This is a genomic window from Hathewaya massiliensis (assembly GCF_902143515.1).
GTDB lineage: Bacteria > Bacillota > Clostridia > Clostridiales > Clostridiaceae > Hathewaya > Hathewaya massiliensis.
In genome coordinates this window covers 179,378-203,550 of sequence record NZ_CABFVD010000002.1, presented here as the reverse complement: position 1 = coordinate 203,550, position 24,173 = coordinate 179,378, and the positions used below count along the sequence as shown (strand labels likewise).

At 29.3% G+C, this 24,173-nt stretch carries 23 protein-coding genes; 5 read left to right on the top strand and 18 right to left on the bottom strand.

Annotated elements, in window-relative coordinates; translation table 11 throughout:
• Positions 1-10 precede the first annotated feature (10 nt).
• From FNZ64_RS06185 to FNZ64_RS06150, 8 genes are all read right to left on the bottom strand, one after another.
• On the bottom strand, positions 11-1,192 hold the full coding sequence (locus tag FNZ64_RS06185; protein ID WP_142413975.1) for a C40 family peptidase: 1,182 nt from the start codon (positions 1,190-1,192) through the stop codon (positions 11-13).
• A 179-nt stretch (positions 1,193-1,371) separates the two neighbouring features.
• Positions 1,372-2,760 carry a C40 family peptidase gene (locus FNZ64_RS06180; RefSeq protein ID WP_207705514.1) on the bottom strand — a complete coding sequence of 463 codons (1,389 nt, stop codon included), beginning with the start codon at positions 2,758-2,760 and terminating at the stop codon, positions 1,372-1,374.
• 269 nt (positions 2,761-3,029) lie between these two features.
• A complete protein-coding gene (gene rsmI / locus FNZ64_RS06175; RefSeq protein WP_185903696.1) occupies positions 3,030-3,878 on the bottom strand; it encodes a 16S rRNA (cytidine(1402)-2'-O)-methyltransferase in 849 nt (282 codons plus the stop codon).
• Positions 3,879-3,955: 77 nt separating this feature from the next.
• Positions 3,956-4,696, bottom strand: coding sequence for a tRNA1(Val) (adenine(37)-N6)-methyltransferase (locus FNZ64_RS06170; RefSeq protein ID WP_142413974.1), 741 nt, complete (start codon positions 4,694-4,696; stop codon positions 3,956-3,958).
• Positions 4,697-5,013: 317 nt separating this feature from the next.
• The gene (locus FNZ64_RS06165) at positions 5,014-7,125 is read right to left on the bottom strand and encodes a hypothetical protein (RefSeq protein ID WP_142413973.1); all 2,112 of its coding nucleotides are present in this window, start codon (positions 7,123-7,125) and stop codon (positions 5,014-5,016) included.
• 23 nt (positions 7,126-7,148) lie between these two features.
• Positions 7,149-9,242, bottom strand: coding sequence for an efflux RND transporter permease subunit (locus tag FNZ64_RS06160; RefSeq protein WP_142413972.1), 2,094 nt, complete (start codon positions 9,240-9,242; stop codon positions 7,149-7,151).
• 18 nt (positions 9,243-9,260) lie between these two features.
• The gene (locus FNZ64_RS06155) at positions 9,261-9,866 is read right to left on the bottom strand and encodes a TetR/AcrR family transcriptional regulator (RefSeq protein WP_142414132.1); all 606 of its coding nucleotides are present in this window, start codon (positions 9,864-9,866) and stop codon (positions 9,261-9,263) included.
• Positions 9,867-10,304: 438 nt separating this feature from the next.
• The gene (locus FNZ64_RS06150) at positions 10,305-10,712 is read right to left on the bottom strand and encodes a hypothetical protein (protein ID WP_142413971.1); all 408 of its coding nucleotides are present in this window, start codon (positions 10,710-10,712) and stop codon (positions 10,305-10,307) included.
• Between the two features lie 295 nt (positions 10,713-11,007).
• Here FNZ64_RS06150 and FNZ64_RS06145 point away from each other — a divergent pair, with 295 nt between their 5' ends.
• The 5 genes from FNZ64_RS06145 to FNZ64_RS06125 all read left to right on the top strand — a co-directional run bounded on the left by FNZ64_RS06145 (position 11,008) and on the right by FNZ64_RS06125 (position 16,672).
• On the top strand, positions 11,008-11,250 hold the full coding sequence (locus FNZ64_RS06145; RefSeq protein ID WP_142413970.1) for a FeoA family protein: 243 nt from the start codon (positions 11,008-11,010) through the stop codon (positions 11,248-11,250).
• The gene (locus FNZ64_RS06140; protein WP_142413969.1) at positions 11,241-12,002 is read left to right on the top strand and encodes a FeoB small GTPase domain-containing protein; all 762 of its coding nucleotides are present in this window, start codon (positions 11,241-11,243) and stop codon (positions 12,000-12,002) included. The genes FNZ64_RS06145 and FNZ64_RS06140 overlap by 10 nt, the downstream gene beginning before the upstream one ends.
• A gap of 108 nt (positions 12,003-12,110) precedes the next feature.
• Entirely contained in the window at positions 12,111-13,520 is a 1,410-nt protein-coding gene (locus FNZ64_RS06135; protein WP_142413968.1) for a nucleoside recognition domain-containing protein, read from the top strand.
• A gap of 863 nt (positions 13,521-14,383) precedes the next feature.
• Positions 14,384-16,369 carry a fructose-1,6-bisphosphatase gene (locus tag FNZ64_RS06130; RefSeq protein ID WP_142413967.1) on the top strand — a complete coding sequence of 662 codons (1,986 nt, stop codon included), beginning with the start codon at positions 14,384-14,386 and terminating at the stop codon, positions 16,367-16,369.
• Between the two features lie 39 nt (positions 16,370-16,408).
• Positions 16,409-16,672, top strand: coding sequence for a cysteine-rich small domain-containing protein (locus FNZ64_RS06125; protein WP_142413966.1), 264 nt, complete (start codon positions 16,409-16,411; stop codon positions 16,670-16,672).
• A 258-nt stretch (positions 16,673-16,930) separates the two neighbouring features.
• Here the strand turns inward: FNZ64_RS06125 and FNZ64_RS06120 are convergent, their stop codons facing one another.
• The 10 genes from FNZ64_RS06120 to FNZ64_RS06075 all read right to left on the bottom strand — a co-directional run bounded on the left by FNZ64_RS06120 (position 16,931) and on the right by FNZ64_RS06075 (position 23,939).
• Positions 16,931-17,752, bottom strand: coding sequence for a LysM peptidoglycan-binding domain-containing protein (locus tag FNZ64_RS06120; protein WP_142413965.1), 822 nt, complete (start codon positions 17,750-17,752; stop codon positions 16,931-16,933).
• Between the two features lie 267 nt (positions 17,753-18,019).
• A complete protein-coding gene (locus FNZ64_RS06115; protein ID WP_142413964.1) occupies positions 18,020-18,271 on the bottom strand; it encodes a YkuS family protein in 252 nt (83 codons plus the stop codon).
• Between the two features lie 152 nt (positions 18,272-18,423).
• A complete protein-coding gene (locus FNZ64_RS06110) occupies positions 18,424-18,636 on the bottom strand; it encodes a heavy-metal-associated domain-containing protein (RefSeq protein ID WP_142413963.1) in 213 nt (70 codons plus the stop codon).
• Between the two features lie 11 nt (positions 18,637-18,647).
• Positions 18,648-19,592 carry a PSP1 domain-containing protein gene (locus tag FNZ64_RS06105; protein WP_142413962.1) on the bottom strand — a complete coding sequence of 315 codons (945 nt, stop codon included), beginning with the start codon at positions 19,590-19,592 and terminating at the stop codon, positions 18,648-18,650.
• 1 nt (position 19,593) lies between these two features.
• Entirely contained in the window at positions 19,594-20,541 is a 948-nt protein-coding gene (locus FNZ64_RS06100) for a DNA polymerase III subunit delta' (RefSeq protein ID WP_142413961.1), read from the bottom strand.
• A gap of 97 nt (positions 20,542-20,638) precedes the next feature.
• Complete coding sequence (locus FNZ64_RS06095; RefSeq protein WP_142413960.1) at positions 20,639-20,968, bottom strand: cyclic-di-AMP receptor; 330 nt, start codon at positions 20,966-20,968, stop codon at positions 20,639-20,641.
• Positions 20,969-20,984: 16 nt separating this feature from the next.
• The gene (locus FNZ64_RS06090; RefSeq protein ID WP_142413959.1) at positions 20,985-21,314 is read right to left on the bottom strand and encodes a cyclic-di-AMP receptor; all 330 of its coding nucleotides are present in this window, start codon (positions 21,312-21,314) and stop codon (positions 20,985-20,987) included.
• A 104-nt stretch (positions 21,315-21,418) separates the two neighbouring features.
• Complete coding sequence (gene tmk / locus FNZ64_RS06085; RefSeq protein ID WP_142413958.1) at positions 21,419-22,054, bottom strand: dTMP kinase; 636 nt, start codon at positions 22,052-22,054, stop codon at positions 21,419-21,421.
• A gap of 257 nt (positions 22,055-22,311) precedes the next feature.
• Positions 22,312-23,748: an aminotransferase class I/II-fold pyridoxal phosphate-dependent enzyme gene (locus FNZ64_RS06080; RefSeq protein WP_142413957.1), complete on the bottom strand. Its 1,437-nt coding sequence runs from the start codon at positions 23,746-23,748 to the stop codon at positions 22,312-22,314.
• Positions 23,727-23,939, bottom strand: a complete 213-nt coding sequence (locus FNZ64_RS06075) for a sigma factor G inhibitor Gin (RefSeq protein WP_142413956.1) — start codon at positions 23,937-23,939, stop codon at positions 23,727-23,729. The genes FNZ64_RS06080 and FNZ64_RS06075 overlap by 22 nt, the downstream gene beginning before the upstream one ends.
• Positions 23,940-24,173 lie beyond the last annotated feature (234 nt).

The following is a 24,173-nucleotide window of genomic DNA, read 5'->3' as shown; positions in this document are numbered from 1 at the left end:
TTTAAAAATTCTAATATGCTACTCTTCTAGCACCACAATAATCTCCTCTATATCCTAAGTTAGCTACCTTAACTACATCTCCAGTTCTCGGAGCATGCACATATTGTCCTCCACCTATATACATTCCAACATGGTGTGGAGCCGAAGCACTACCAAAGAACACTAAATCCCCTGGTTGTAATTGTGACTTGGATACTGGAACACCTTCGTTTATTTGACTTGTAGTTACCCTACTTATTCCAACCCCTAATCTTCCATATACATATTGCACTAAACCAGAACAATCAAATCCTCCTGGAGTTGTTCCACCCCAAACATATGGAACTCCTTGATATTGTAATGCAAGTTGTACAGCACGTTGAGCTACTGGTCCTGCATTTGGAACTTCTACATTTGAATAGTCCCCACCTCTTGAAGGTCTTTGAACAACTGGATTTAATATTTCATTTTTTCTTCTTTCTGCTTCTTTTATCTTATCTTGGCTTTCTTTTATTCTAGCTTCATATGTACTTATTATACTTTCATACTTTTGTTTCTTTTCATTAGCCTGTTTTATTAATGGCTCTTGTTTCTTTTTATCTTCTTTAACACTGTTTAAATCTTTTTCGATTCCAGATCTTAAACTAAACAGGTTTTGTTTTTCTGTTTCCAACTCTTGCTTTCTTTTTTCTATTTTTGCTTGCTTATCTTTTAATTCACCCATTATCTTTTTATCAAGCTCTGCAATGGCTCTTAAATTTTCTATTCTAGATATAAAATCATGTAACCCCTTTGAATCAAGTATAACTTCTAAGTAACTATCAGTTCCACTCATATATAAGTTCTTTGCTCTTTTTTGGAATACTTCTTGTTCTTCCTTCATATCGGCTAAAGACTTATCAAGTTCCATTTGAGATAAATTGATTTTTTCGTTTGTAGAATTTATTTTTTTATTTGTGTCATCAATTTTCATCATCATTGATTCAATCTTATTATCAAGCTTCTCTATTTCACTTTCTATAGCCTGTACTTCTTTTAAGGCTTTTTCATATTCAGGTTTATTTTTATCCATTTCTGATTTGTTCTTATTTATTTGTTCTTTTTGACTTTTAATTATATTGTCCTGTTCCCCTGCTGGAGTTGCAAATACTGGTACAGTCAAAGTCCCTACTATTGTCACTGCAACTATAAGTGACGTAATTTTCTTATGCACCCTAATCCCTCCTAAAAATAAAATAAATCTTTTTTCATTATAACACTTTTTGTACAAAAAATATAGCTTTATGCTTAATTTTACTATAATAGAACAACTTTAAAGCTTTTCTATTGTTGATATTATAGGTATTAAAGAAGTTTTGAACTTTTTGTTAAATACATTATTTAGCCTATTTTTTAATTACCAATTCTTCTTGCACCGCAATAATCTCCCCTATATCCTAAGCTAGATATTTTAACTACATCACCAGTTCTTGGAGCATGCACATATTGTCCTCCACCTATATACATTCCAACATGGTGTGGTGCTGAAGCACTTCCGAAAAACACTAAATCTCCTGGCTGCAAGTCTGATTTTGATACAGAATATCCACTATAAATTTGATCATAGGTACTTCTACCAATGTCAACTCCCAAGCTTCTATATACGTACTGCATTAATCCAGAACAATCGAAACCCGAAGGTGTTGTTCCTCCCCAAAGATATGGAATCCCTTGATATTTTAGTGCTTCCCTTACTGCGCTTTGTCCTAAACCTCCTGATGATGGTACCTTTCCATCACCTCTTGATGGTTTTTCTTTTTCAACTTGTGGTTTAGGTTTTGGTTTACTATTATTGGAGCTTCCATTATTATTCAAGCTTGTACCATCTGAACTTGAGTTATTATTTGAATTTTGATTACTACTTGATCCTTTAGTATTACTTGAGTTTTGATTATTGTTAGATGTTGATTTTCCTACATTATCTTTTACAGCATTTGAGCGTGAAGATGAGTCTTCTCTATTGTTTGAACTTGTACTCGTATTACTTGCATTTTGATTTTTTGCAACTTCTTTAAGCCTTTTATTTTCTTCCTCAATTTTTCTTTGATTTTCTGCTAACTGAGCTTGATATTGAGAAATTATATCTCCATACATATCTTTCTTCTTATTTGCTTCCTTAATTAGGGGTTCTTGAAGAGCTTTTGATCTTTTAACTTCAGTTAAGTCTTTTTCTATAGTAGATTTTAGGATTATTAAATTATTTTTATCTTCTTCTAATTTCTTTTGATTTAGCTCTATTATTTCTTGTTTTTCTCTTAATTTTCCCATTACTTCTCTATCTAATTTTACAATGGATCTTACATTTTCTATTCTAGCTATAAAGTCATGAACCCCTTTTGATTCTAATATAATCTCTATATAGTTATCTGTTCCATTCATATATAAGCTCTTAGCTCTTTTTTGGAATACCTCTTGTTCTGCTGAAATTTCAGCTTTTGCCTTTTCTATTTGGCTTCTCGACTTAGCCATTTTTTCATTTGTAAGCTCTATGCTGTTGTTTGCTTGATCTATTTTAATAATCATATCTTGAATTTTACTATCAAATTTCTCAATCTCTGTTTCTAAGGATTGAACTTCTTTTATAGCTTTTTCATATTCTGCTTTATTATTTTCTATGTTAATTTTACTTATTTTTTGTGTTCCATTGTTTGATGAATTTTGTGCAGGGTTTGCAAACACTGGGGTACTTAATGTGCTTATTATTGTTGCAACAACCACTATGGACAAAATTTTCTTGTTCATTCCAATTCCTCCCAACTTATTGTTTTATACTATGGGTATCAGTTCTAATACTCCCTCTGAACCCAAGAACTCTGTTTATACATAATGAACTCTAACATTTGATAGATAATTAATTCTATCTATTTATATATCATAAATTTCATTGTTTAATTATATATTCCTATTATAGCACCTTATTAGAAAAAAAACTTGTTTATATAAGAATAAAAAAAATTCTAAGCTTTAGAAAAGACTTTTATCCCTCTTAAACTTAGAACTTATTATCCTATCTATAGATCAATAGAATATTTATATACTTCCCCTTTAGGCATTTCTCTGTCTTTTGCTACTTTTTTTATTGCATCTTTTTTGTTTAAGCCCTGTTCTATGTACATTTTAATATGTTCTTCTATAGTTAAGTCTTCCCATGCTGACATTTTTTCTTTTTTAATTTCCTCTTGACTTTTTCCACTTAGTACTAAAACATATTCTCCCCTAGGGTCATTTTCCTTATAATATTCTATGGCTTCTTCTAGAGTATATCTTAAAATTTCTTCATGTAACTTAGTAAGTTCCCTACACAAAGCTATATTTCTATTTCCTAGAACTTCATATATAGCCTCTAAGGTATTTCTAAGTCTATGAGGAGCTTCATAAAATATTAAGGTTTCTTTTCTAGGTTCAAGTTCTTCTAAAATAGGTTTTCTATCCTTATTTTCTCTAGGTAAAAACCCTTTAAATAAAAACGAAGTGGTATCTAACCCTGAATATACTAAGGCTGTGGTTATGGCTGTAGCTCCTGGCAATACTTCAAAAGGGATACCCTCTTCTATACATTTAGACACTATAACACTTCCTGGGTCTGATATGCCTGGTGTACCTGCATCGGTTATTATGGCAATATTTTTTCCATCTTTTAATAATGAAATTATATCTTCACTTTTTCCCTGTTCATTGTGTTTATGATAACTTATTAAGGTTTTCTTTATGTTAAAATGATTTAATAGTTTTAAACTAACTCTAGTATCTTCACTAGCAATAAAATCTGCCTCTTTTAATACCTCTAAGGCCCTTAAAGTTATATCCTTTAAATTTCCAATTGGAGTTGGAACTAAATAAAGTTTTCCCACTAAAATCATCCCTTCTTTTATTAAAATCTTTTTAGTGATCTATATAAATTAATTAATTTAAGTATTCCATGCAAAATCAAGTCTTATTACGAGATTGAATTGTAAATATCATTTATTTCTTTTGTATAGCTTCCATCTTCATTATGAACATATAATGGATCTTCCCATTTAAAGAACTTGCCTCCATCCCTCTGCCCTTCTATTAAAACTATATTAGGTGCTTTTTTAACATTAGGATGAACCATTCTAATTCTCTTTGGTTCTATTTTGTATTCTCTCATAAGACTTAATATATCCACAAGTCTTTCTGGTCTATGTACCATAAATAATCTTCCATTATCCTTAAGTAAAGTTCTTGAAGTTTTTATTACATCTTCAAGGGTACAGCAGACTTCATGTCTTGCAATTGCCATCTTATCCTTTGGATTCAATATGCCTGAATTTGCAAGTTTATAAGGCGGATTTACCGTAACTACATCTACTTTATCTAAAGATTTCATCCCTTTATTATCTTTAAGATCCTTATTAATAAATTGTACTCTTTCATTTAAATTATTAAATTCTACTGAACGCTTAGCCATCTCCACCATATCTTCTTGTATTTCTATTCCTGTTATTTTCTTAGCCTCTGTTTTTCCTGCTAAAATAAAAGGTATTATGCCAGTGCCTGAACATAAATCTATTACTGTTCCATTTTTTTTAACCTTTGCAAAATTAGCTAGAAGTACAGCATCTACGCCAAACCTAAAGCCATCTTTTTTTTGTATAAGTTTTAATCCATTTAATTGTAAATCCTCTAAGGTTTCATCTTCTCTTAAAAATCCCATATTAAATCCTCTCCAAAATATAATATCTTACAAATTACTATTTTATCATATTAAGGGTTATAAAAGTGCACAAAATCAAAATACAGTTTTAAAAATTCCTTTACTCTACACTACCATATTACACTATAAATATAATGAAGTTGCTAAATCAACAGGTGTGACAATCTCTATTAATAAGGTTCACAAAGGGTATGAAAAAAAATGGATCCCAATCTCTAAAGATTGAAATCCAAATATGAAGGGTGCCTTAATATATTAAAATACTTAATATATTAATATATATATATTCTATATCTTGTGTATAGATATAAGCTTAATTATTTTTCTTCTTTTCCTTTAAAGAAATCAGCTATTTTTTGGAAGAATCCTTTTTCTTCTTTTTTAACTTCTTCTTTCTTCTCTTCTTTTTTCTTTTCTATTTCATCAGTTTTCATTATGAACTTAACTGATCCTTCCATCTCTTCTCCAGCACCTGCAAAGGTCTTATAGTTCTCACCAAGTTTTACTACTTCATCTTTTGTAGCTAATATATCTTCTGCATCTCTTACCTTAGAGCCAAGTTTATTATCCATTTCTTTTATTCCTTCTTCATCAAACTTAGCCATTCCATCTTTAAGTTCTCCTGATTTTTCTGCTAAAGTACTACTTCCATCTTTTAAAGCTGAAATTCCTGTAGTCATTTTGCTTGAACCATCTTTTAATTTATCTGAACCTGATGATAATTGTCCTAATCCATTTTTAAGTTCATTTGCTCCAGCATCTAACTGTTTAGTTGCTTCTTTTAACATTACTATTTTGCTTGGATCAACAGCTTTTAATTTTTCATCTATAGCTGCCATTCCCTTGGCAAATCCTTGTTTTAACTGAGTTGTACCTTGAGCTAATTTCTTGCTTCCTTCAACAGCTTCTGGAATCTTTGTGTTCATAACACTTAATCCTTGTACTAATCCAGGATTATTAGGATCTGCATTATCCATGCCTTTTTTAATTTGTGATACTCCACCTTGTAACTTTTGAATACCTTGTTTTGTTCCACCTACTGCTTCAGTTTGAATTTGTTGTAATGCAGCTTTTTGCTTTGCAAGTCCACCTTTTAGTATTTCCTTTTGTTGCCCTTCTGGCATAGAAGCTATAAGTCCTTCCATTTGAGTAATACCTTGAACTAACTGTTTTATAGCCTCTTCTTGTTTTAATTGTCCTTGATATAAGTCATTTAATCCTTTGTTAACACCATCTAATCCACCATTAACTTGTTTTGCACCATTTAATAATTTGCCTGTACCTTGTTGCATTTCTGGTAACTTGCTTGCAAGTTGATTTGCCCCAGCATCTACTTGAGATATTCCTTCTCCTAGTGTGTTAACTTGGTTTTTCATTCCATTCATATCTGGAATTTCTATGTTGTTAACTTCTTTTGATAACATTGAAGTTCCAGTTGATAATTTATTTGCACCTTCGTATAATTTCCTTGATCCTGAATTTACTGTAGATATTCCTGCATCTAATCCTGAATATGCTGAGTTAAGTAGTGCAATTTTATCTGACATTAATTTTGCACCTTCAGATAATTTTGATGTTCCATCAACAAGTTTATCTCCAGCATCTTTCATTTTATTTAATCCATCTGTTAATTCGTCTATATTTTTAGCTTCTTTAACTTCTTTTAATTCCTCTGGTAACTTTGCAGTTGCAGTAACCATAATAGGTCCCATTTGGAAGTCTTTTGTATCACAAGTAAGTTCTAAGGTATCTTTTAGTTCTACATCTAAAGTATTCTCATCTAAGTCAAGACTTTCTTTCATTCCTGGTAAAGATATAAAAGTAACTACTTGATTATTACCGTCTGATATAACTTCTCCTGTATTTACCTTTACATTTGTAAAGTTATCAAGAGGTAAGTTTATTACAGAAACTGATGAAAATGGAGTATATATTGTCTTTTCTTTTCCCTTTACCGTAACTTTATGAGCATCCTTGTTTATAACTTTTAAGGTTATTTTAAGCTTACCTGATTTTCCCACTATATCTTTAGGGCTAACTTCTTTTCCATCTAACTCATAAGTAAGCTTAACATCAAGTGGTAATTCTTTATCTGTTTTTCCTCTATAATATATATCGTTTTTATCTGTTTTCCAAACTAGGCTCTCACCATTAGTCTCAGGCTTTTCATCACCTTTAACATTTTCAATATCTTTTAATTCTGATTTATCTTTAATTTCAATATTAGCTTTATCTGAATGAATCCAATCACTAACTATTTTTTCTTTAACTTCACCTTTTTCTGTTAAAGTTACGTATACAGATTCATCTTTTTTTATTTTATCATGTAAATTCCCCTCTTGTGTGTTAGAGGTTGCATAAACAACTTGTCCTCCAAGCATTGTTCCTAATACTACTAAACTAACTACTTTCTTTGACATCTTATCCATATTAAACACCTCTCCTCAAATTTCTATGCTAATTGCTCTTTACTATTTTTCTTAGATGATTTATTCCAATTTCTTGTAGTTTTTGATATTACCTTTTCAAATATTATTAGTAAAGGAGGTAACATAACTATTATTGAGAACATACTTATAATAGCTCCCCTAGCCATTAAAAAACATAAGCTTTTTATAAGTTCCATTTTTGACACTGCATATACACCTATGGTTGCACCAAAGAATGTAAGTGCACTTGTAATTATTGATTTTGAACTTTCTTTTATGGATATTCTCATGGCCTCAAATTTATCAAATCCATTTTCTAACTCTTCTTTAAATCTACTTGTCATTAATATTGCATAGTCAACAGTTGCACCCAATTGAATAGTTCCAATTACTATACTTGCAATGAATGGTAACTCTGTACCTGTGAAGTATGGTATTCCTAAGTTAATGAAAATTGCAAGTTCTATAGCTAGTACTAAAATTATTGGTATTGTTAAAGATGAAAATACAACTAATATTATGGCAAATATAGCTATGGTTGAAGAAATATTAACGCTCTTAAAATCTTTGTCTGCTATTTCAATTAAGTCCTTTGTAAGAGGTCCTTCTCCTGCTATGATTCCATTTTTATCGTAAGATTTAATAATTTTATTTACTTCTTCAATCTGTGCATTAGTCTCGTCCCTTGCTGCCTTATACTTTGAGTTTGCAATAATTAAACTATGATTTCCTTTTTTAAATATCTCTTTAATATCTTTTGGTATAAACTCTTCTGGAACAGCAGCTCCAATTAAGTCGTCATATCCTAAAACTTTTTCTATTCCGTCTACCTTTTCTATCTTTCCAATCATTTCTTTAACTTTATATGATGGTACTTTTTTATCAATTATAATAAAGTTGGTTGAAGTCATATTATAATCTTCTTTTAGTTTATTTGTTGCTACTATAGAATCTAAATCCTTTGGCAGTGTCTCATCTAGATTGTAATATACATCTGTGTTACTTTGTGCATATATAAATGGTACAAATAATAATGCAAACACTATAGCTAAAATATTATGATGTTTTACTACAAAGTTTGAAACCTTATTAAACTCTGGTAACATTGTCCTATGTGTAAATTTGTGTATAGGCTTATCAAAGAACATAAGTAAAGCTGGTAATGTAGTTACTGTGGATAATACTCCAAGCACAACACCCTTTGCCATAACTAGTCCTATATCTTTTCCAAGTCCAAGTTGCATAGTACATAGTGCTAAGAAACCTGCTACAGTTGTAAGTGAACTTCCTGCAATTGATACAAATGTACTTGCAATAGCTTCTGACATAGCCTCTTCCCTATTACTATTTTTTGATTTTTCTTCCTCATATCTATGAAGTAAGAATATTGAATAGTCCATGGTTACCCCTAATTGCAGTACAGCTGCTAAGGCCTTAGTTATATATGAAACCTCACCTAGGAAATAATTTGTTCCGAAGTTATATGCTATTGGGAATCCTATTCCTAATAAAAATATAAATGGTACTATGGTTGATTCCATCGAAAGTGTTAAAACTATTATTGCAAATACAACTGCTATAAATACATAAAATGCCGTTTCTTTTTCTGAAAGCTCTCTAGTATCGTGAATTATAGATGACATACCTGCTAGAAAAGCCTTTTTCCCTGTAATTTTCTTTATATCATTAATTGCATCGAAAGTTTCACCTGATGCAGAGTTTTCATCAAATTTTATAAGAATAAGTGTAGTATCTTTTGAATAAAGCATACTTTTAAACTTTTCAGGTATCATTTCCTTTGGAATACTTGTATCCATTACGTCACTTACCCATATAGTCTTATTTACACCCTTAACCTTATCGATTTCTTCTTTTAATTTAACTACATCTTTAGAGGGCATATTCTTTACCATAAGCATTCCTGTACCCGCTGTTGAAAACTCCTCTTCCATTATTTTTTGTCCCCTCATGGTTTCTAGTTCTTCTGGAAGATAACTTAAAATGTCATAGTTTACCCTTGTTCCTACAAATCCTAAAAATGAAGGTATTAAAAGTAGTACTGAGATAATTATTACTAAAACTCTATGTTTTACTATTAATTCTCCAAATTTCCTCATACACATTTCACTCCTTTATTAATTTAATATTTTTCTTATAGCATTAAATAAAATTGGTTTCATATTATCAATGCTGTCAGGCTCTCCTAAAATAATAGAAGAATAACAAACTGCTCCAATTAATTCTATTACTATAAATAAAGTCTTTTCAGCATCTGCTGGGTCTAAACCTGCTTCTTCTACATTCTCCATAAAAGTACTTACAATTTTAAACATTTCTTCATTTTGCTTAGAATCTGCTAAGGCTCTTCTATAAATACCCCAAGAGAAGTTTTTATTTATAATTTTTAAAATTATTTTATTTTCTTTAAAGTATTCAATTATATAATCTGTGAAGTATATTATCTTTTCAACAAAGGACTCTATACCTTGTTCCTCTGTCTTTTCTAAAGCTTCTTTAATAAGTGAAGAACTCTTTTTTAAAATAATTTTATTTATAATATCAAATTTATCTTTAAAATAAAGATAAAAAGTTCCCTTTGCAACACCAGCTTTTTTTACTATGTCATCTATAGAGGTATCATTAAACCCTTTAGTTGAAAAAAGCTCATATGCCGCCTGAAAAAGATCAGTTTCCTTTCTTTTTTTATTTTGTGACACTGTTTTTTTAGTAGTCATATCCATATAATCACCTTTCAATTTACTTTTACCAAAACTACGTATATAAATATAAACTTTTATAAGAACCCCAATCCATGATAAACCCTCTTTATATTCCATGTCCTGGGTATTGACTAACAGTCACTTTTTTTAGAACAATTATTATTATACAATTTAATGACTAATAGTCAATATTATATTACTGACCATTAGTCATCATTATTTCCCGTTATCTTAAACTAACTCACTGTTGCTTTAAATTTCTTTTTTATGTTAAATAAATTTTAAATTTATGTTAAAAGTATTGTAAACCTATGTATTTCAACAAGTTCCCATCTAAGAATATTGCCAATAAGAAGATTTGTAATCAAAAACCTAATTAATAGTCTTTATAAATAAAAAACCATGTATAAATCGAAAATTAAATTCTCGTTTATACATGGTCTTATTTATATTACAAGTTTAGCATATAAAGAAATCTATTCTTCTTTTTGCTATTTGAGCAGATACCCATCTAGAACCATTCCATCTATAACAAATTATATAGGTATCATAAACAGCTACAAGCCATATCCAGAATGCCCCTCCATCTCTAAGCCAAACATATGTGTATCTATTGAAACAATTGCATATATTTCTTCCACCAGGTTGATTTGATAAAGATTTTTGTGATTCAGCTTTTAGTGGTGCATTCTTTGGTGGTGCTGCTGGTGGATACGATCCTCCTTGTGGTTGCATAGGTGGACTTGGTGGCATTGGCATTTGTCTATATCCTACATTATCATCGAACCCTCTGCCATCTCCTTCATCCATATAGCCCTCCATTGTTTCAAAAAATTCATCAAAGTAGTTATCATTATAAAAATCCATTCTAAATCTCCTTACGTTTAAGTTCTTTCCATACCTATATTATGAATTTTTATTTTAATCTGTGATTATTTCATCTCTAAAATATTTTCCTAATAAAATTATTACTAAAAGATTTTTTAGTAAACTGTAACGTTTATATATCACATTCCATAGTATGAAGTATACTTTGCTTTTAGTCCGCTTATGAGCTCAAAAAAAGCTAAAGTAACCTATAATAAAAAACTCTTAATTAATAGAAATCTATATATAATAAAAAAACTAAAGAAAGTTATAAAAAATATAAAGGAGGTTGAAAATGAAAGAAAACATTGTAAAACTTAGTGAAATTGAGGTAGGAAAAAGAGCTAAATTAGTTAAAGTTCATTCTGAAGGTTTTTCAAAACAAAGACTCTTAGATCTAGGCTTAGTGGAAGGCACTATTGTAGAAGTTCTAAGAAGAAGTGCTTTTGGGGATCCCACTGCATTTTTAATAAGGGGTAGTTGTATAGCCTTAAGATGTGAAGAATCAAATAATATTGAGGTGATTTTATGGGATTAACTTATTCATCTACATCTAAAGAAGCTTTAAAGGATTTATTCAATGTAGAAAAAGATAATGAGGATGATTTAGTGATTGCCTTAGCTGGAAATCCTAACACTGGAAAAAGTACAGTTTTTAATTCTCTTACAGGTTTACGTCAGCATACTGGAAATTGGCCTGGTAAGACTGTCACAAATACTCAAGGGAAATACTCCTTTAATGATAAAAATTTTATAGTAGTAGACTTACCTGGAACTTACTCACTTCTTGCAAGTTCTGTAGAAGAAATTGTAGCTAGAGATTTTATTTGCTTTGGTAGGCCTGATGTTACAGTTGTTGTACTAGATGCCACTTGTATTGAACGAAACCTTAATTTATTACTTCAAATTACAGAAATAACCCCTAGAGTTGTTGCATGCCTTAACCTAATGGATGAAGCTAAAAAGAAGAATATTAAAATCCATGTAGAAACTCTGCAGAATAAACTTAGGATTCCCGTTGTTCCAACCATAGCTAGAAGTAATAAAGGTATGAATGAGCTAAAAAAGAACATATACGATGTTGCCTTAGGTGAGAATATACCTAAACCAAGAAAAATTAAATATAGAAGTGAAACAGAAGAGAAAGTTCAGGAAATTTCAAAAGACTTATCAGAAGTATTTGAAAACAGCATTAACACTGACTGGCTCGCCTTAAGACTATTAGATGGTGATAAATCTATATTAGAATCTATTTCTAAATACCTTAATCAAAATATTGATATTAGCTAATATTTTTTAATATACCTAGCTGAAATTAAGTAACATTTTTTACTATACCCAGCTGAAATTAAATAATATTCTTTAATATGACTAGAGAAATTTAAAAGGAGGTTTCTAATGGCTACCTTAAATGAGGAAAAAAATTTGAAACTAAAGCTAACCTTAGAAAAAGTAAAACAGCTTAGAGAAAATAAAGAAGATGGATTTAGAGAAGATATAGTTAAAGACATCTACTCAAATGTTGAGGAAATTTTACCTGATTGCATAGAAACTAAAGAATCAAAGCTTCACTCTCAGAAAAAAATTGATGATATAGTAACCTCTAAAAGGTGGGGAATACCACTAATGCTATTATTATTGGCTGGTGTACTATGGATCACTATAGAAGGTGCTAATTATCCTTCTGAACTTTTAGCTACCTTTTTATTTAAGTTAGAAGATAAGCTTACTATACTATTTCAAAAACTAAATGCCCCTCCAGCTTTACATGGAGTCTTAGTTTTAGGCCTTTATAGGACTTTAGCTTGGGTAATATCTGTAATGTTACCCCCTATGGCAATATTCTTTCCAATATTTACTCTACTTGAGGATTTAGGATATTTGCCTAGGATATGCTTTAACTTAGATCATGCATTTAAAAAAGCTTGTGCCCATGGAAAACAATGTTTAACCATGTGTATGGGATTTGGTTGCAATGCAGCTGGAGTTATTTCTGCAAGAATAATTGATTCCCCTAGAGAGAGATTAATTGCTATACTTACAAATAATTTTGTGCCTTGTAATGGAAGGTTTCCTATTTTAATTGCTATTTCATCTATTTTTTTTGGTTCGAAAGTCGCAGGAGGTTCAAATTCCTTTGTATCCGCTTTAATTATAACTGGCTTAATAATACTTGGCATAGTAATAACACTACTAGTATCTTATATATTATCTAAGACCTTATTAAAAGGAGTTCCTTCAACCTTTACTTTAGAATTACCACCTTACAGAAAACCACAAATAGGACGAGTAATATATACCTCTATAATAGATAGAACTATTTTTGTTTTAGGAAGAGCTATAATGGTTGCTGCACCAGCTGGAGTTATAACATATATTTTAAGCAATGTATATATTGGAGATTTAAGTATAGTTGGACATGTATCTAGCTTTTTAGACCCCCTAGCTAAAGCTATGGGACTAGATGGATTTATATTAATGGCATTCATACTTGGATTTCCTGCTAATGAAATCGTTCTTCCTATATTAATAATGTGCTATATGTCAAAAGGCACCATGGTAGACTTTGAAAGCCTAGGTGAACTTAAAAATATACTAACTCAAAATGGTTGGACTTACCTTACAGCATTAAATACCATGATATTTGCACTACTTCATTTTCCTTGTGCCACTACAGTGTTAACCATAAAAAAAGAAACAGGAAGCAGAAAATGGACTTTATTTTCTGTTTTAATGCCTACAGCTATAGCTATGATAGTTTGTTTTATAACTACTGGAATATATAATCTTGTAAATATTATTTTTTAAACAAGTTTCTGTTAGATACAATGTTGATATGAAAGTCACTTCATCACTAATTCACTACCTTAAGAATTTCTATTATTTCTTCCGTAAATATTACTAAAGTTTTAAAACTCGCTATACTCAAACATTAAAAGCTTTTTAACGTAATATTTACTATAAAAATAATAAAATTCTAAAAACTTGTTCATAGGTGATTACGTAACCATCATATCAACAAAATTGTCTAACAAAGCTTTTAATAAAAAAATAATGATTAACATAAGGCTGTGTTAGATGAAAATATCTAACACAGCCTTAAATAAAAGCATAAGGTATCTCAAAGTTCATACTTTGAGATACCTTGGGGAGTTTAAAATATTTAGTTATGGGGGATACATATAACTTAAAAAAATTTAGGGGGATTTTCTAAGTTATATTAAATTTATAAGGGGATTGAGGGATTATAAGGGCTTTATATAATATATATAATGCATCTCTTACATTAGTAATTATAACCACTATATAAAAATATATTCACTTTATAAAAATTTTCTTAAAAAAATTATAATTTTTCTATAATACCCTTAGTTTAAGCTGAAAACTAATCTTTAGTGAACTAATAATATTTAATTTAAAGGTTAAATCTTTAGGTATGCCCTATCTTTATAATGAAAACTTATATAATTAAGCACAAACAAATTCAAAGAATATTTAAATATTCTTTATAAAAAGTAGTACATTACCCCTACCTTCGTCATATTGATATATTATAAATACAATATATAATTTTATATGTTAGACTATTTTTAAATTTTTATTGATATAGTATATCATATATGTTATTATATTTTTGTCATCACTTATCAATATAAGAGGAGAGTTTTGCAATGGAAGAAATTAGCCTATGTACCTTGGAGAAAAATTTAAAATATCTAAAGTTATTATCAGGCCAGTATCCTAATATAGCTTCTGCATGTACGGAAATAATAAACTTACAGGCTATATTAAATCTTCCAAAAGGTACTGAGCACTTTTTAACAGATATTCATGGGGAACACGAGGCATTTACACATGTACTTAGAAATGCTTCAGGAGTTATTAAAAGAAAGATTAATGATATCTTCGGAAATTCACTTAGAGAAAGTGAAAAAAAGACTCTTGCAACTTTGATATATTATCCAGAACAAAAGCTTCAGATAATAAAGAATTCAGAAGTTGAAATGGAGGATTTTTACAAAGTAACTTTATATCAACTAATTGAAATATGCCGTAATGTATCTTCAAAATATACTAGATCGAAGGTACGAAAAGCTCTACCACAGGACTTTTCTTATATTATTGAAGAACTTTTACATGAGCATGAAACTGTTAAAAATAAGCAAGAGTATTACAGCCAAATCATAAAAACAATTATCTATATCGATAGAGCGGATGAGTTTATAATTGCAATATGCAAATTAATCCAAAGGTTGGTTGTTGATAGTCTTCACATTTTAGGTGATATATACGATAGAGGTCCAGGACCTCATATTATTATGGATGCTCTAATGAAGCATCATTCCGTAGATATACAATGGGGAAATCACGATATTTTATGGATGGGGGCTGCTGCTGGTTCGGAAGCTTGTATTGCAAATGTTATAAGGATAGCTGCAAGATATGCCAACCTTAAAACCTTAGAAGAAGGATATGGTATAAATCTATTACCCCTTGCAACTTTTGCAATGGATGTCTATGAAAACGACCCTTGTGTTGCATTTATGCCAAAGATCTGTGGGGATGAAGAAGTTTATAGGGAAAAAGATCTTAAGCTAATATCACAAATGCACAAGGCTATCAGTATTATTCAATTTAAACTTGAAGGTGAAATAATTAAAAGAAGGCCTCACTATGATATGCATCATAGACTTTGCTTAAACAATATAGACTATGAAAAAGGTACTATAAAGTTATATGGAAAGACTTATGAATTATTAGACACTAACTTTCCTACCATTGATCCAAAGGACCCTTATAAACTTACAGAGGAAGAAAAAGAAATTGTGGAGAAGTTTAAGTTTTACTTTAGTAACAGTGAAAAGCTTCAAAAGCACATAAGTTTTTTATATGCAAAAGGAGCTCTTTACTTAAAAACTAACTCTAACCTACTATTCCATAGTTGTATTCCTTTAAACGAGGATGGATCTTTTAAAGAGGTAAAAGTCAATGGAAAAGTTTATAAAAGCAAGGCTCTTCTTAATAGATGTGACAGACTGGCTAGAGAAGCTTACTTTAACAAGAAAGATCCAATTAAGAATCTCTATGGATTAGATACAATGTGGTATCTATGGTGTGGAGAAAATTCTCCTTTATTTGGCAAGGATAAGATGACAACCTTTGAAAGATATTTTGTTAAAGAAAAAGAAACTCATAAAGAAAAGAAAAATCCTTATTTCTTGTTAAGAGATAATGAAGATTTATGTAATAACATTCTAATAGAATTTGGCTTAGACCCAAAAGATTCTCATATTATAAATGGACATGTACCTGTTAAAACTAAAAAAGGTGAAAGTCCAATTAAAGCTAATGGTAAACTATTAGTTATTGATGGTGGATTCTCAAAGGCATATCAACCTGAAACCGGTATAGCTGGTTATACACTGATATATAACTCTTATGGACTAATATTAGTTTCACATGAGCCCTTTGAATCCATACAAAAAGCTATAGAAGAAGAAAAAGATATTTTATCTTCTACCATTGTATTAGAAGCTAACTTAGAGAGAAAAAGGGTAGAAGACACAGACAAAGGAAAAGACATTCAGCAACAAATCACTGATCTTATGATGCTTCTTTGTGCCTATAGGAAGGGATTGATTAAAGAAACTGATTAAACTATACTGTAGGTATACCATAAAAGGAGGCTTTTAATTATGAGTGAAAATTATAAGTTTTTTCAACATAAAGATTGTGAATACTTTCCTTGTCATAAGGTAAAAGATGATAAAGATTTTAATTGCTTGTTTTGTTATTGTCCACTTTATACCTTAGGTTCTAAATGTGGAGGAAACTTCACATTCACTGAAAATGGAATTAAAAATTGTACAAATTGTTTAATTCCTCACTCTAAAAAAGGATATGAATATATCATGTCAAAATGGAATGAAATTGCTGAAATAGCAAATAAAAATAAATAATTAAAAATAAGAGATTACCCAAAACACCCAATAATTTTACTTGCTGACTTAATGTCAGCATTTTTTTATATTATTTGTATTTATATTTGTATTTATATTTGTATTTATATTTGCATTTATATGTTTATATATTTATATTTATATTTACGTTTATGTTTATGTATTTATATTTATATATTTATGCCTATAGTTTAAAATTATAAAGGCTCTTTAGATTAAAAATTTAAAGAGCCTTTATAGAAATTTCAAAAACTTTATTTATTTTTGTAAAGGTATATAAATTTTTTGATTTTCTTTTATATCATTAGCATCTTTTAAATCATTGTTTTCTATTAAAAGTTTAATAGCTTCGTTACTCTTACACCAATCCATTTTTTCATTAGCAATTGCTGTTAAAGTATCTCCTTTTTTAATTATATAAGCTTTTCCTTTAGAAGAAGTTTCTTTCTCATCTTTTGAATCTCTTTTCTTATCCTTATCTTCTGTATCTTCTTTATTTTCTTTATGAGTATCTCTAGTATCTTTTTCTTCTTTTATGTTTTCTTTATTTTGTTTCTTTTCTTCTTTTAAGTTCTTTTCCGTCGGAATTAAAAGCTTATCGCCATCTTTTATTATAGCCATATTATCCATATTGTTTATTTCTTTTATTAACACTACAGCTTTATTTAGGTTATCGTTATCAAAATACTGTTTAGCTATACTAAATAAAGTATCTCCTTTTTTAACTACATATTTATCATCGTAAACTTCTATTCCTCTTGCATTAGTAGTCTTTGAATCTTCTTCATCTTTTTTATCTTCTTTTAAACTTTTTTCTTCCTTTAATGTATCTTCTTCTCGTTCTTTAAGACGATCTTCATCCTCTTCTTTCTGTTTTCTTCCCTTTTCTTCTCTTAAGCTTTGAGATAAGAAATTATCCTTTTCTTCTTCTTTTTTCTTATTCTCTCCAGCTACCTTCATATTCTTAGCATTTCCTTCTGCTTTATTTTCAGGCTTATTTATAAACTTTAAACCTAAAAAAAGTCCAAGTAACACAACTACTATAGTACTTACTAATACTATACCTTTATTTCTTTTCACTTTAAAATCTCTCCTCTCAAAACCGATTATAATTTTATTACCTTCATATTAAATTTTTGCCATATTACCTATATTTATACCTTATTTTCATAAATTTTTATAATTATTATTTAAATACCTAATTTCTGTAGCAACTTTTTCTTACGATAAAAAATAAAAAGCCTCTCTAAGTTGATTTTTAATAATCTACTTAAAGAGACCTATATGTTAAAACAATTTTACTTTTGGTTTATTTATATTTTAATTTTACCTAGTTTACTTTTATTTTTATTTCATTTCTATTCTATCTTTTATTTCTTCTGGTGTTAAACCATGCGCATTTATAATACTAGATTTTGTTATAGTATCTTGTATGCCCATTGCATTATTAGTCTCACCTTTAACTATTACAGCTTCGAATTTATTTAAAAAGTTTTTAGCTGTTTTTTGCCTGTCGTCAAATTCCCTTACATTGTATCCTTCACTTTGAAGATAATTTGTAACCGTAGATAAGCCTTTTTCTACTGCTATTCTCTTCATTTTTATTTCCCCTTTCAATGTGTTTTCATTAATATTATCTACATTTTTGTTAATGTATATTCTCTATTGTTTTATCCTCTAATGAAAACTTGTACATCGAAAAGAAAAATGAGGAATTTAAAATATTTACTATAGGAGGAAAGATATCAATCTTAACTACACAATAAAACAGTATAGCCTATATCTTCTATAGATTCTATTATCTTATCTTTATTTAAAAAGTAATTATCATAGATTACTTCAACTTCACCTTTTTTCCTAGATATTTGGCATGCTATTATTCCTTCGTTACTAGTTATAGCTATTTTTATATTATTTATATCCTTTGCTGTGTTTATTCCGTGTACTTTGATTAAGGCCTTCATGAATTTTCCCCCTAATTCTCCTTAAATACCTCTTTTACCTTTACCTTAGATTTTTCTTCTTCTAATATATCTCCTAGTATTCTACTATCGTCTTCACTCTCTATTTCAAGCTTTATAACATCATAATTATCTTCGGACATATACTTACCAGATACCAATTCTACTTCATTTATTTTTATTTCTTTTATAGTATCTTCATCATCTATTTTAACCTTTACTTTAACAGATTCTTTTATAATATTATTGCCTACTACTTCACATTCTCCAAAAACAGTTTTAACAATAGAACCCACATTAGGCATTTTTTCTCTTATTTTAACGTATGCCTCATCTTCATAAGTAAGACAACACATTAATCTTCCACATATACCTGATATTTTAGAAGGATTTAAAGATAAGCTTTGATCTTTTGCCATCTTTATTGAAACTGGTGCAAATTCTCCAAGAAAAGTTGAACAACAAAGAGGTCTTCCGCATGGGCCAAGTCCACCTATCATTTTAGCTTCGTCCCTTACACCTATTTGTCTTAATTCAATTCTTGTTTTAAATATACTTGCAAGATCTTTTACAAGTTCTCTAAAATCCACCCTACCTTCAGCAGTAAAGTAAAAAATTATTTTATTATTATCAAAGGTATATTCTACATCAATAAGCTTCATATCAAGCTCATGTTTTATTACCTTTTCTGTACATATTTTTAAAGCTTCTTCTTCTCTTGATTTGTTTAGTTTATGTTTTTCTATATCTTCCTCTGTAGCTTTTCTAATTACATCTTTTAAGGGTGAAATAAGATCCTTTTCACTTATTTCTTTTAACCCCACTACACATTCACCAAACTCTATTCCTCTTGCAGTTTCTACTATGGCAAATTCTCCCTGCTTAATATCTATATCACTAGGGTTGAAATAGTATATCTTCCCTGCTTTCTTAAATCTTATTCCTATTACTTTTACCATCTTATACCTCCTGTATCTTAAGTAACATTGTGCTAAAAACTAATGTAGCATTGAGGTTTTTATATAGATTATCTCTACTTTCTCTAACTACTTTAATAATATCATTTAATTGGGAAAATGAAAACATACTACATAGCTTCTCTAACTCGTTAATTTTATCCATATTGATTAAAATCTCTTTGTTACCAACTTCTTTATATAAAATGGCATCTCTTAAAAAGGTTATAAAACACTGAAAAAAATCCTCTTCCCGCTCTTTAAATTTAATAAATTTTTCTTCATATGCTAAGATTTCAATTTTATCTAATTCCTTAATTTTTGTTAAAAAGTCTATAACTGTGTTTCTCATATTTTTAAAATATTCATCAAAAACTAAGGTTTCTGCTTTTCCTGGAATTCCATCACTAAAAGCTATTAAAATTTTAATCTTTTCTTCACTTAAATCACTATACTTACCTCTTACGAACTCTTCCATTTCAATAGGGCTTAATGGGTTTAATTTATGTATTTGACACCTTGATTTTATGGTTTCTAATATTAATTGTAGGTTTTCACATAATAAAAAAATGTATACACCAGCAGGTGGTTCTTCTATAGTCTTTAAAAAAGCATTTTGTGCTTGTGTTGTCATTTTATCGGAATTATAAATTATTACAACCTTGTTATTTCCCTCATAAGGCTTTTTATTGATCTCTTCATTTAAGGTTCTAATATCATCTACACCAAGACTTTTTTTATTTTTACCTATCTTCCAATGTATTAAATCTACATGTTCTGAATTTTCTTCACAACCTAAGATAATCCTTCCTAATCTATTTGAAATTAAACTTTTACCTATGCCATCTTCTCCCACAAAAAGATGAGCATGGGTAAATTTATTATTATAAATAGATTTTTCTAACCCTTCTAACATGGGCTTATGTCCTATTATAATATTCCCAAAGCTCATCTATATAAATTCTCCTTTAGATTAAATATCATATTTTTTATTTAACATTGTATTTTCTAATTTTTAATTCTTAATAAATTTATCAAATATATAGCTTTTAACACTTCATAAATTTATCCACATTTAATATAAATACTGTAGCCCCTCCTAAGGTTAAGCTTACTGTTTCTTGTGGGTAGAAACCTGTTATGTCCGGTATTGACTGAGCTTCTATTATTGTTTGCTCTCTTGTCTTGCAAATAGCTTTAATAGTGTCTAAGACCTCATCTACCTTTTCTTTTTCAGAACCTATCATTAGAGTAGTATTTCCTGATTTTAGAAATCCACCTGTGCTTGCAAGCTTTGTAACTCTAAATTTCTTTTCTGTTAAGGCACTCATTAAGTCATTTGCCTCTTGATCCTGTACAATAGCAAGTACTAATTTCATATAATCAACCTCTCTATTAGATCTTAGCAAATTTATCAACATCTACAACAAATATAGTAGCTCCACCTATTCTCACTTCTACAGGATATGGCATGTAAACCCCTGTTGATCCTGCTGTTGGTGCTGGTGATGTAACCATTTGTTTTCTTGTTTTGCAAACTTCTTCTATAACTCCCATTAGGTTATCTACTTTCTCATCTTCTACACCTATCATTAAAGTAGTATTTCCTGCCTTTAAGAACCCTCCTGTTGTTGCTAGTTTTGTAACTCTGTATCCGTTATCTGTTAAAACATCGATTAAATCATTGGCATCTTGATCTTGAACTATAGATATTACTAATTTCATAAAATCAACCTCCCTATATTAATAAGCCCTTAGTTTATTGTATATTCTATTTTATCATATTATTGTAAATTTAGTAAGTTTAAAATACGGTGGTTATTTATGATTTACATTGTTTTTATTGAATTTTCTATCAATTCTTTTATACTACTAAAAACTTCATCTTCACAAGTGTTTGCTGAAACTCTTCTTATTCTATTTGGATAAAGTTTTAATAATTTTAAATATCCTTCTCTAACTTTATTATGAAACTCTAAACTCTCAAGATCTAATCTATTTAACTCTTCATTTCTATTTTTAACTCTTTTTAACCCTTCCTTAGGTTCAATATCTAGATATATAGTTAAATCTGGCATATACCTATCTATAGCAAAATTATTTATTAAAAGAACCTCTTCTATGCCTATTCCCCTTGCAAAGCCTTGATAGGCTAAGGAAGAATCTATAAACCTATCACATATTACAACCTTTCCTTCATTTAAAGCAGGTATTATCTTCTCAACTAAGTGTTGTCTTCTAGATGCAGCATAAAGCAAAGCTTCCGTTCTTTCATCCATATTGATGTTCTCTTTATTTAATATAAGTTCTCTAATCTTTTCTGATATATTTATTCCACCGGGTTCCCTAGTAGATATGTAGGAAATATTACTTTTATTTAAGTATTCCTCTATCCTTTTAATTTGTGTTGTCTTTCCTGCACCTTCTCCACCCTCTAAAGTTATAAAAATTCCTCTACTTCCCATGGTAAATCCCTTCCTAACATCATAGTATATTTATTCTTCAACTTATGTTTCATGTACTTTACTGTTTAAGTTATATGTGTATTTTATAGTGAACACTTAACCTCCTTATACATATCTTATATTTTACAATAAGTATCTCATTATAAATATTTTTTATTTTATAATAAGCACTTCATTTTATATTTATTTTTTTATATTTATACTTTTATATTTATACTTTTAAATATTTATATCTTTATATATTATAATATAGCTTTCTATTTTACAATAAACACTTCATTATTGTATACACCCATTACAGTTCTACTATTATCTACATATGAATTAATAATTCCTACTGCTTCTTCTGTTATAATTTCTCCAGGCATAACTAAAGGCACTCCTGGAGGGTATGGAACTATTGCTTTTGAACAAACCTTCCCTACGGACTCCTTTAAGCTAACTAAAGTTTTATCTCTTTCCATTACCTCAAAGGGCTGAAGAACACTTCTTGGGATGTTATATTCTAAATAACTTAACTCCTCTTCTCCTTTTAAATCTTTTAAATCACATTGCTTAAGTACATTAAAAAGAAATTCAAAGTCTTCTCTTAAATTAAAAGCGTTTGGAATTAGAATTACATTCCTTCCATCGCTCATTTCACCTTGAATTTTATTTTTTCTAAGATAATCTAAAAGCTTATGTGAGTTTAACCCCTTATCCACTTTTATAACTAACCTAGTTAAATCCAAACTTGTATCTAGGGCATCTTTCCTGTTATAATACATATGCTCTTTCCCAAGGGTTAAAAAACCTTCTATACTATTTATTTTTTCTCTGTACTCTAATATAGTATTTAAAAGATTTTTATACCCCATTTCACCATACTTTTCTAAATAAAACCTCCCGAACTCCATAGACATCATTAGAAGATATGAAGGGCTCGTTGTCATAAAGGCGCTTACATAAAAATCTACCTTGTCTACATCTACGGAATTTCTAATATGTAAATAGGCTGTTTGAGTAAGACTTGGCAAGGTCTTATGCGAACTCATAACAACCATATCAGCACCTAATTTTATAGGATTTTCTGGGATCTCATTTATAACTCCAAAATGCGACCCATGAGCACAATCTACTAAAACCTTCATATTATATCTTTTAGCTTCCTTTATAATCTCATTAAGGTCTATGCAAATCCCATAATAGTTGGGATATGTTATAACTATTCCCTTTGCATCTTTATTCTCTTTTATAATTTCTAAAAAATGCTCCCTATATAGAGAGAATGGAGCATTGAATTCCTCATCTAATTTATTCTTTAAATACACAGGTTTTAACTCTCTCATTATAACTCCATTAAAAATGGACCTGTGACAATTTCTCTCCAATATTATTTTATCCCCTTTATTAAAGGTAGAATATATCATAGCCAAATTTCCACTTGTACTTCCATTTACTAAGTAGTAAGATTTATAACTTCCATAATACTCACTCAACATCTGTTGAGAATCCTTTATTATACCTTCCGCATTGTGAAGATTATCGACACCATCAACTTCGGTTATATCTCCATTTAATAAAATTTCACAAAAATTCTTTCCCTCTTCACTTTGAAGAAACCCTCTACCACCCTTATGCCCTGGCATGGTGAATGGGATATTGTCTTCCTTAGTGTACTCTTTAATACCCTCTATAAGTGGTAATCTCCACACCTTTTTTCCTCTCCTTTTATCGTATAACGTGTAATGCTTCTCTTTATTCTATCTTTAAAGTATTCATAAAAATCTGTATTAACATCTTCTTTAACAAGTCGCTTCTCACATTCGTAACAAATTCTTCTTCCCTTTATCATTATACCATCATTTAGAGGCTTTCTGCATATTATACAACTCTTTTTTTCCATAAATGTCCTCCTTAAAAGAGCGCTTATATTATCTGAATTGTTGCCTCATATAATATATTTTATTCATCTAAGTTTGTAAGTAATACTATTTTTTTCTCTAGTAAAAAATATTGTTTTGCCTGTTTTAATATAAAAATAATTTTTGGGTACAATACTAGTACTATATTATTATATGTGTTTATCTAAATTTGGTTAATAAATTTAAAAAAATTATGCATTTATCTAATTGTGATT

What these genes read in the sequence shown, in the direction of transcription:
- tmk (WP_142413958.1), bottom strand. Translation starts at nt 22,054, where the DNA reads ATGGGAAGTAGAGGAATTTTTATAACTTTAGAGGGTGGAGAAGGTGCA.
- FNZ64_RS06110 (WP_142413963.1), bottom strand. Translation starts at nt 18,636, where the DNA reads ATGAAGGCCTTAATCAAAGTACACGGAATAAACACAGCAAAGGATATA.
- FNZ64_RS06115 (WP_142413964.1), bottom strand. Translation starts at nt 18,271, where the DNA reads ATGAAGAGAATAGCAGTAGAAAAAGGCTTATCTACGGTTACAAATTAT.
- FNZ64_RS06150 (WP_142413971.1), bottom strand. Translation starts at nt 10,712, where the DNA reads ATGGATTTTTATAATGATAACTACTTTGATGAATTTTTTGAAACAATG.
- FNZ64_RS06180 (WP_207705514.1), bottom strand. Translation starts at nt 2,760, where the DNA reads ATGAACAAGAAAATTTTGTCCATAGTGGTTGTTGCAACAATAATAAGC.
- FNZ64_RS06165 (WP_142413973.1), bottom strand. Translation starts at nt 7,125, where the DNA reads ATGGATAAGATGTCAAAGAAAGTAGTTAGTTTAGTAGTATTAGGAACA.
- rsmI (WP_185903696.1), bottom strand. Translation starts at nt 3,878, where the DNA reads ATGATTTTAGTGGGAAAACTTTATTTAGTTCCAACTCCAATTGGAAAT.
- FNZ64_RS06125 (WP_142413966.1), top strand. Translation starts at nt 16,409, where the DNA reads ATGAGTGAAAATTATAAGTTTTTTCAACATAAAGATTGTGAATACTTT.
- FNZ64_RS06140 (WP_142413969.1), top strand. Translation starts at nt 11,241, where the DNA reads ATGGGATTAACTTATTCATCTACATCTAAAGAAGCTTTAAAGGATTTA.
- FNZ64_RS06135 (WP_142413968.1), top strand. Translation starts at nt 12,111, where the DNA reads ATGGCTACCTTAAATGAGGAAAAAAATTTGAAACTAAAGCTAACCTTA.
- FNZ64_RS06075 (WP_142413956.1), bottom strand. Translation starts at nt 23,939, where the DNA reads ATGGAAAAAAAGAGTTGTATAATATGCAGAAAGCCTCTAAATGATGGT.
- FNZ64_RS06130 (WP_142413967.1), top strand. Translation starts at nt 14,384, where the DNA reads ATGGAAGAAATTAGCCTATGTACCTTGGAGAAAAATTTAAAATATCTA.
- FNZ64_RS06145 (WP_142413970.1), top strand. Translation starts at nt 11,008, where the DNA reads ATGAAAGAAAACATTGTAAAACTTAGTGAAATTGAGGTAGGAAAAAGA.
- FNZ64_RS06105 (WP_142413962.1), bottom strand. Translation starts at nt 19,592, where the DNA reads ATGGTAAAAGTAATAGGAATAAGATTTAAGAAAGCAGGGAAGATATAC.
- FNZ64_RS06170 (WP_142413974.1), bottom strand. Translation starts at nt 4,696, where the DNA reads ATGGGATTTTTAAGAGAAGATGAAACCTTAGAGGATTTACAATTAAAT.
- FNZ64_RS06090 (WP_142413959.1), bottom strand. Translation starts at nt 21,314, where the DNA reads ATGAAATTAGTAATATCTATAGTTCAAGATCAAGATGCCAATGATTTA.
- FNZ64_RS06160 (WP_142413972.1), bottom strand. Translation starts at nt 9,242, where the DNA reads ATGAGGAAATTTGGAGAATTAATAGTAAAACATAGAGTTTTAGTAATA.
- FNZ64_RS06095 (WP_142413960.1), bottom strand. Translation starts at nt 20,968, where the DNA reads ATGAAATTAGTACTTGCTATTGTACAGGATCAAGAGGCAAATGACTTA.
- FNZ64_RS06100 (WP_142413961.1), bottom strand. Translation starts at nt 20,541, where the DNA reads ATGAGCTTTGGGAATATTATAATAGGACATAAGCCCATGTTAGAAGGG.
- FNZ64_RS06155 (WP_142414132.1), bottom strand. Translation starts at nt 9,866, where the DNA reads ATGGATATGACTACTAAAAAAACAGTGTCACAAAATAAAAAAAGAAAG.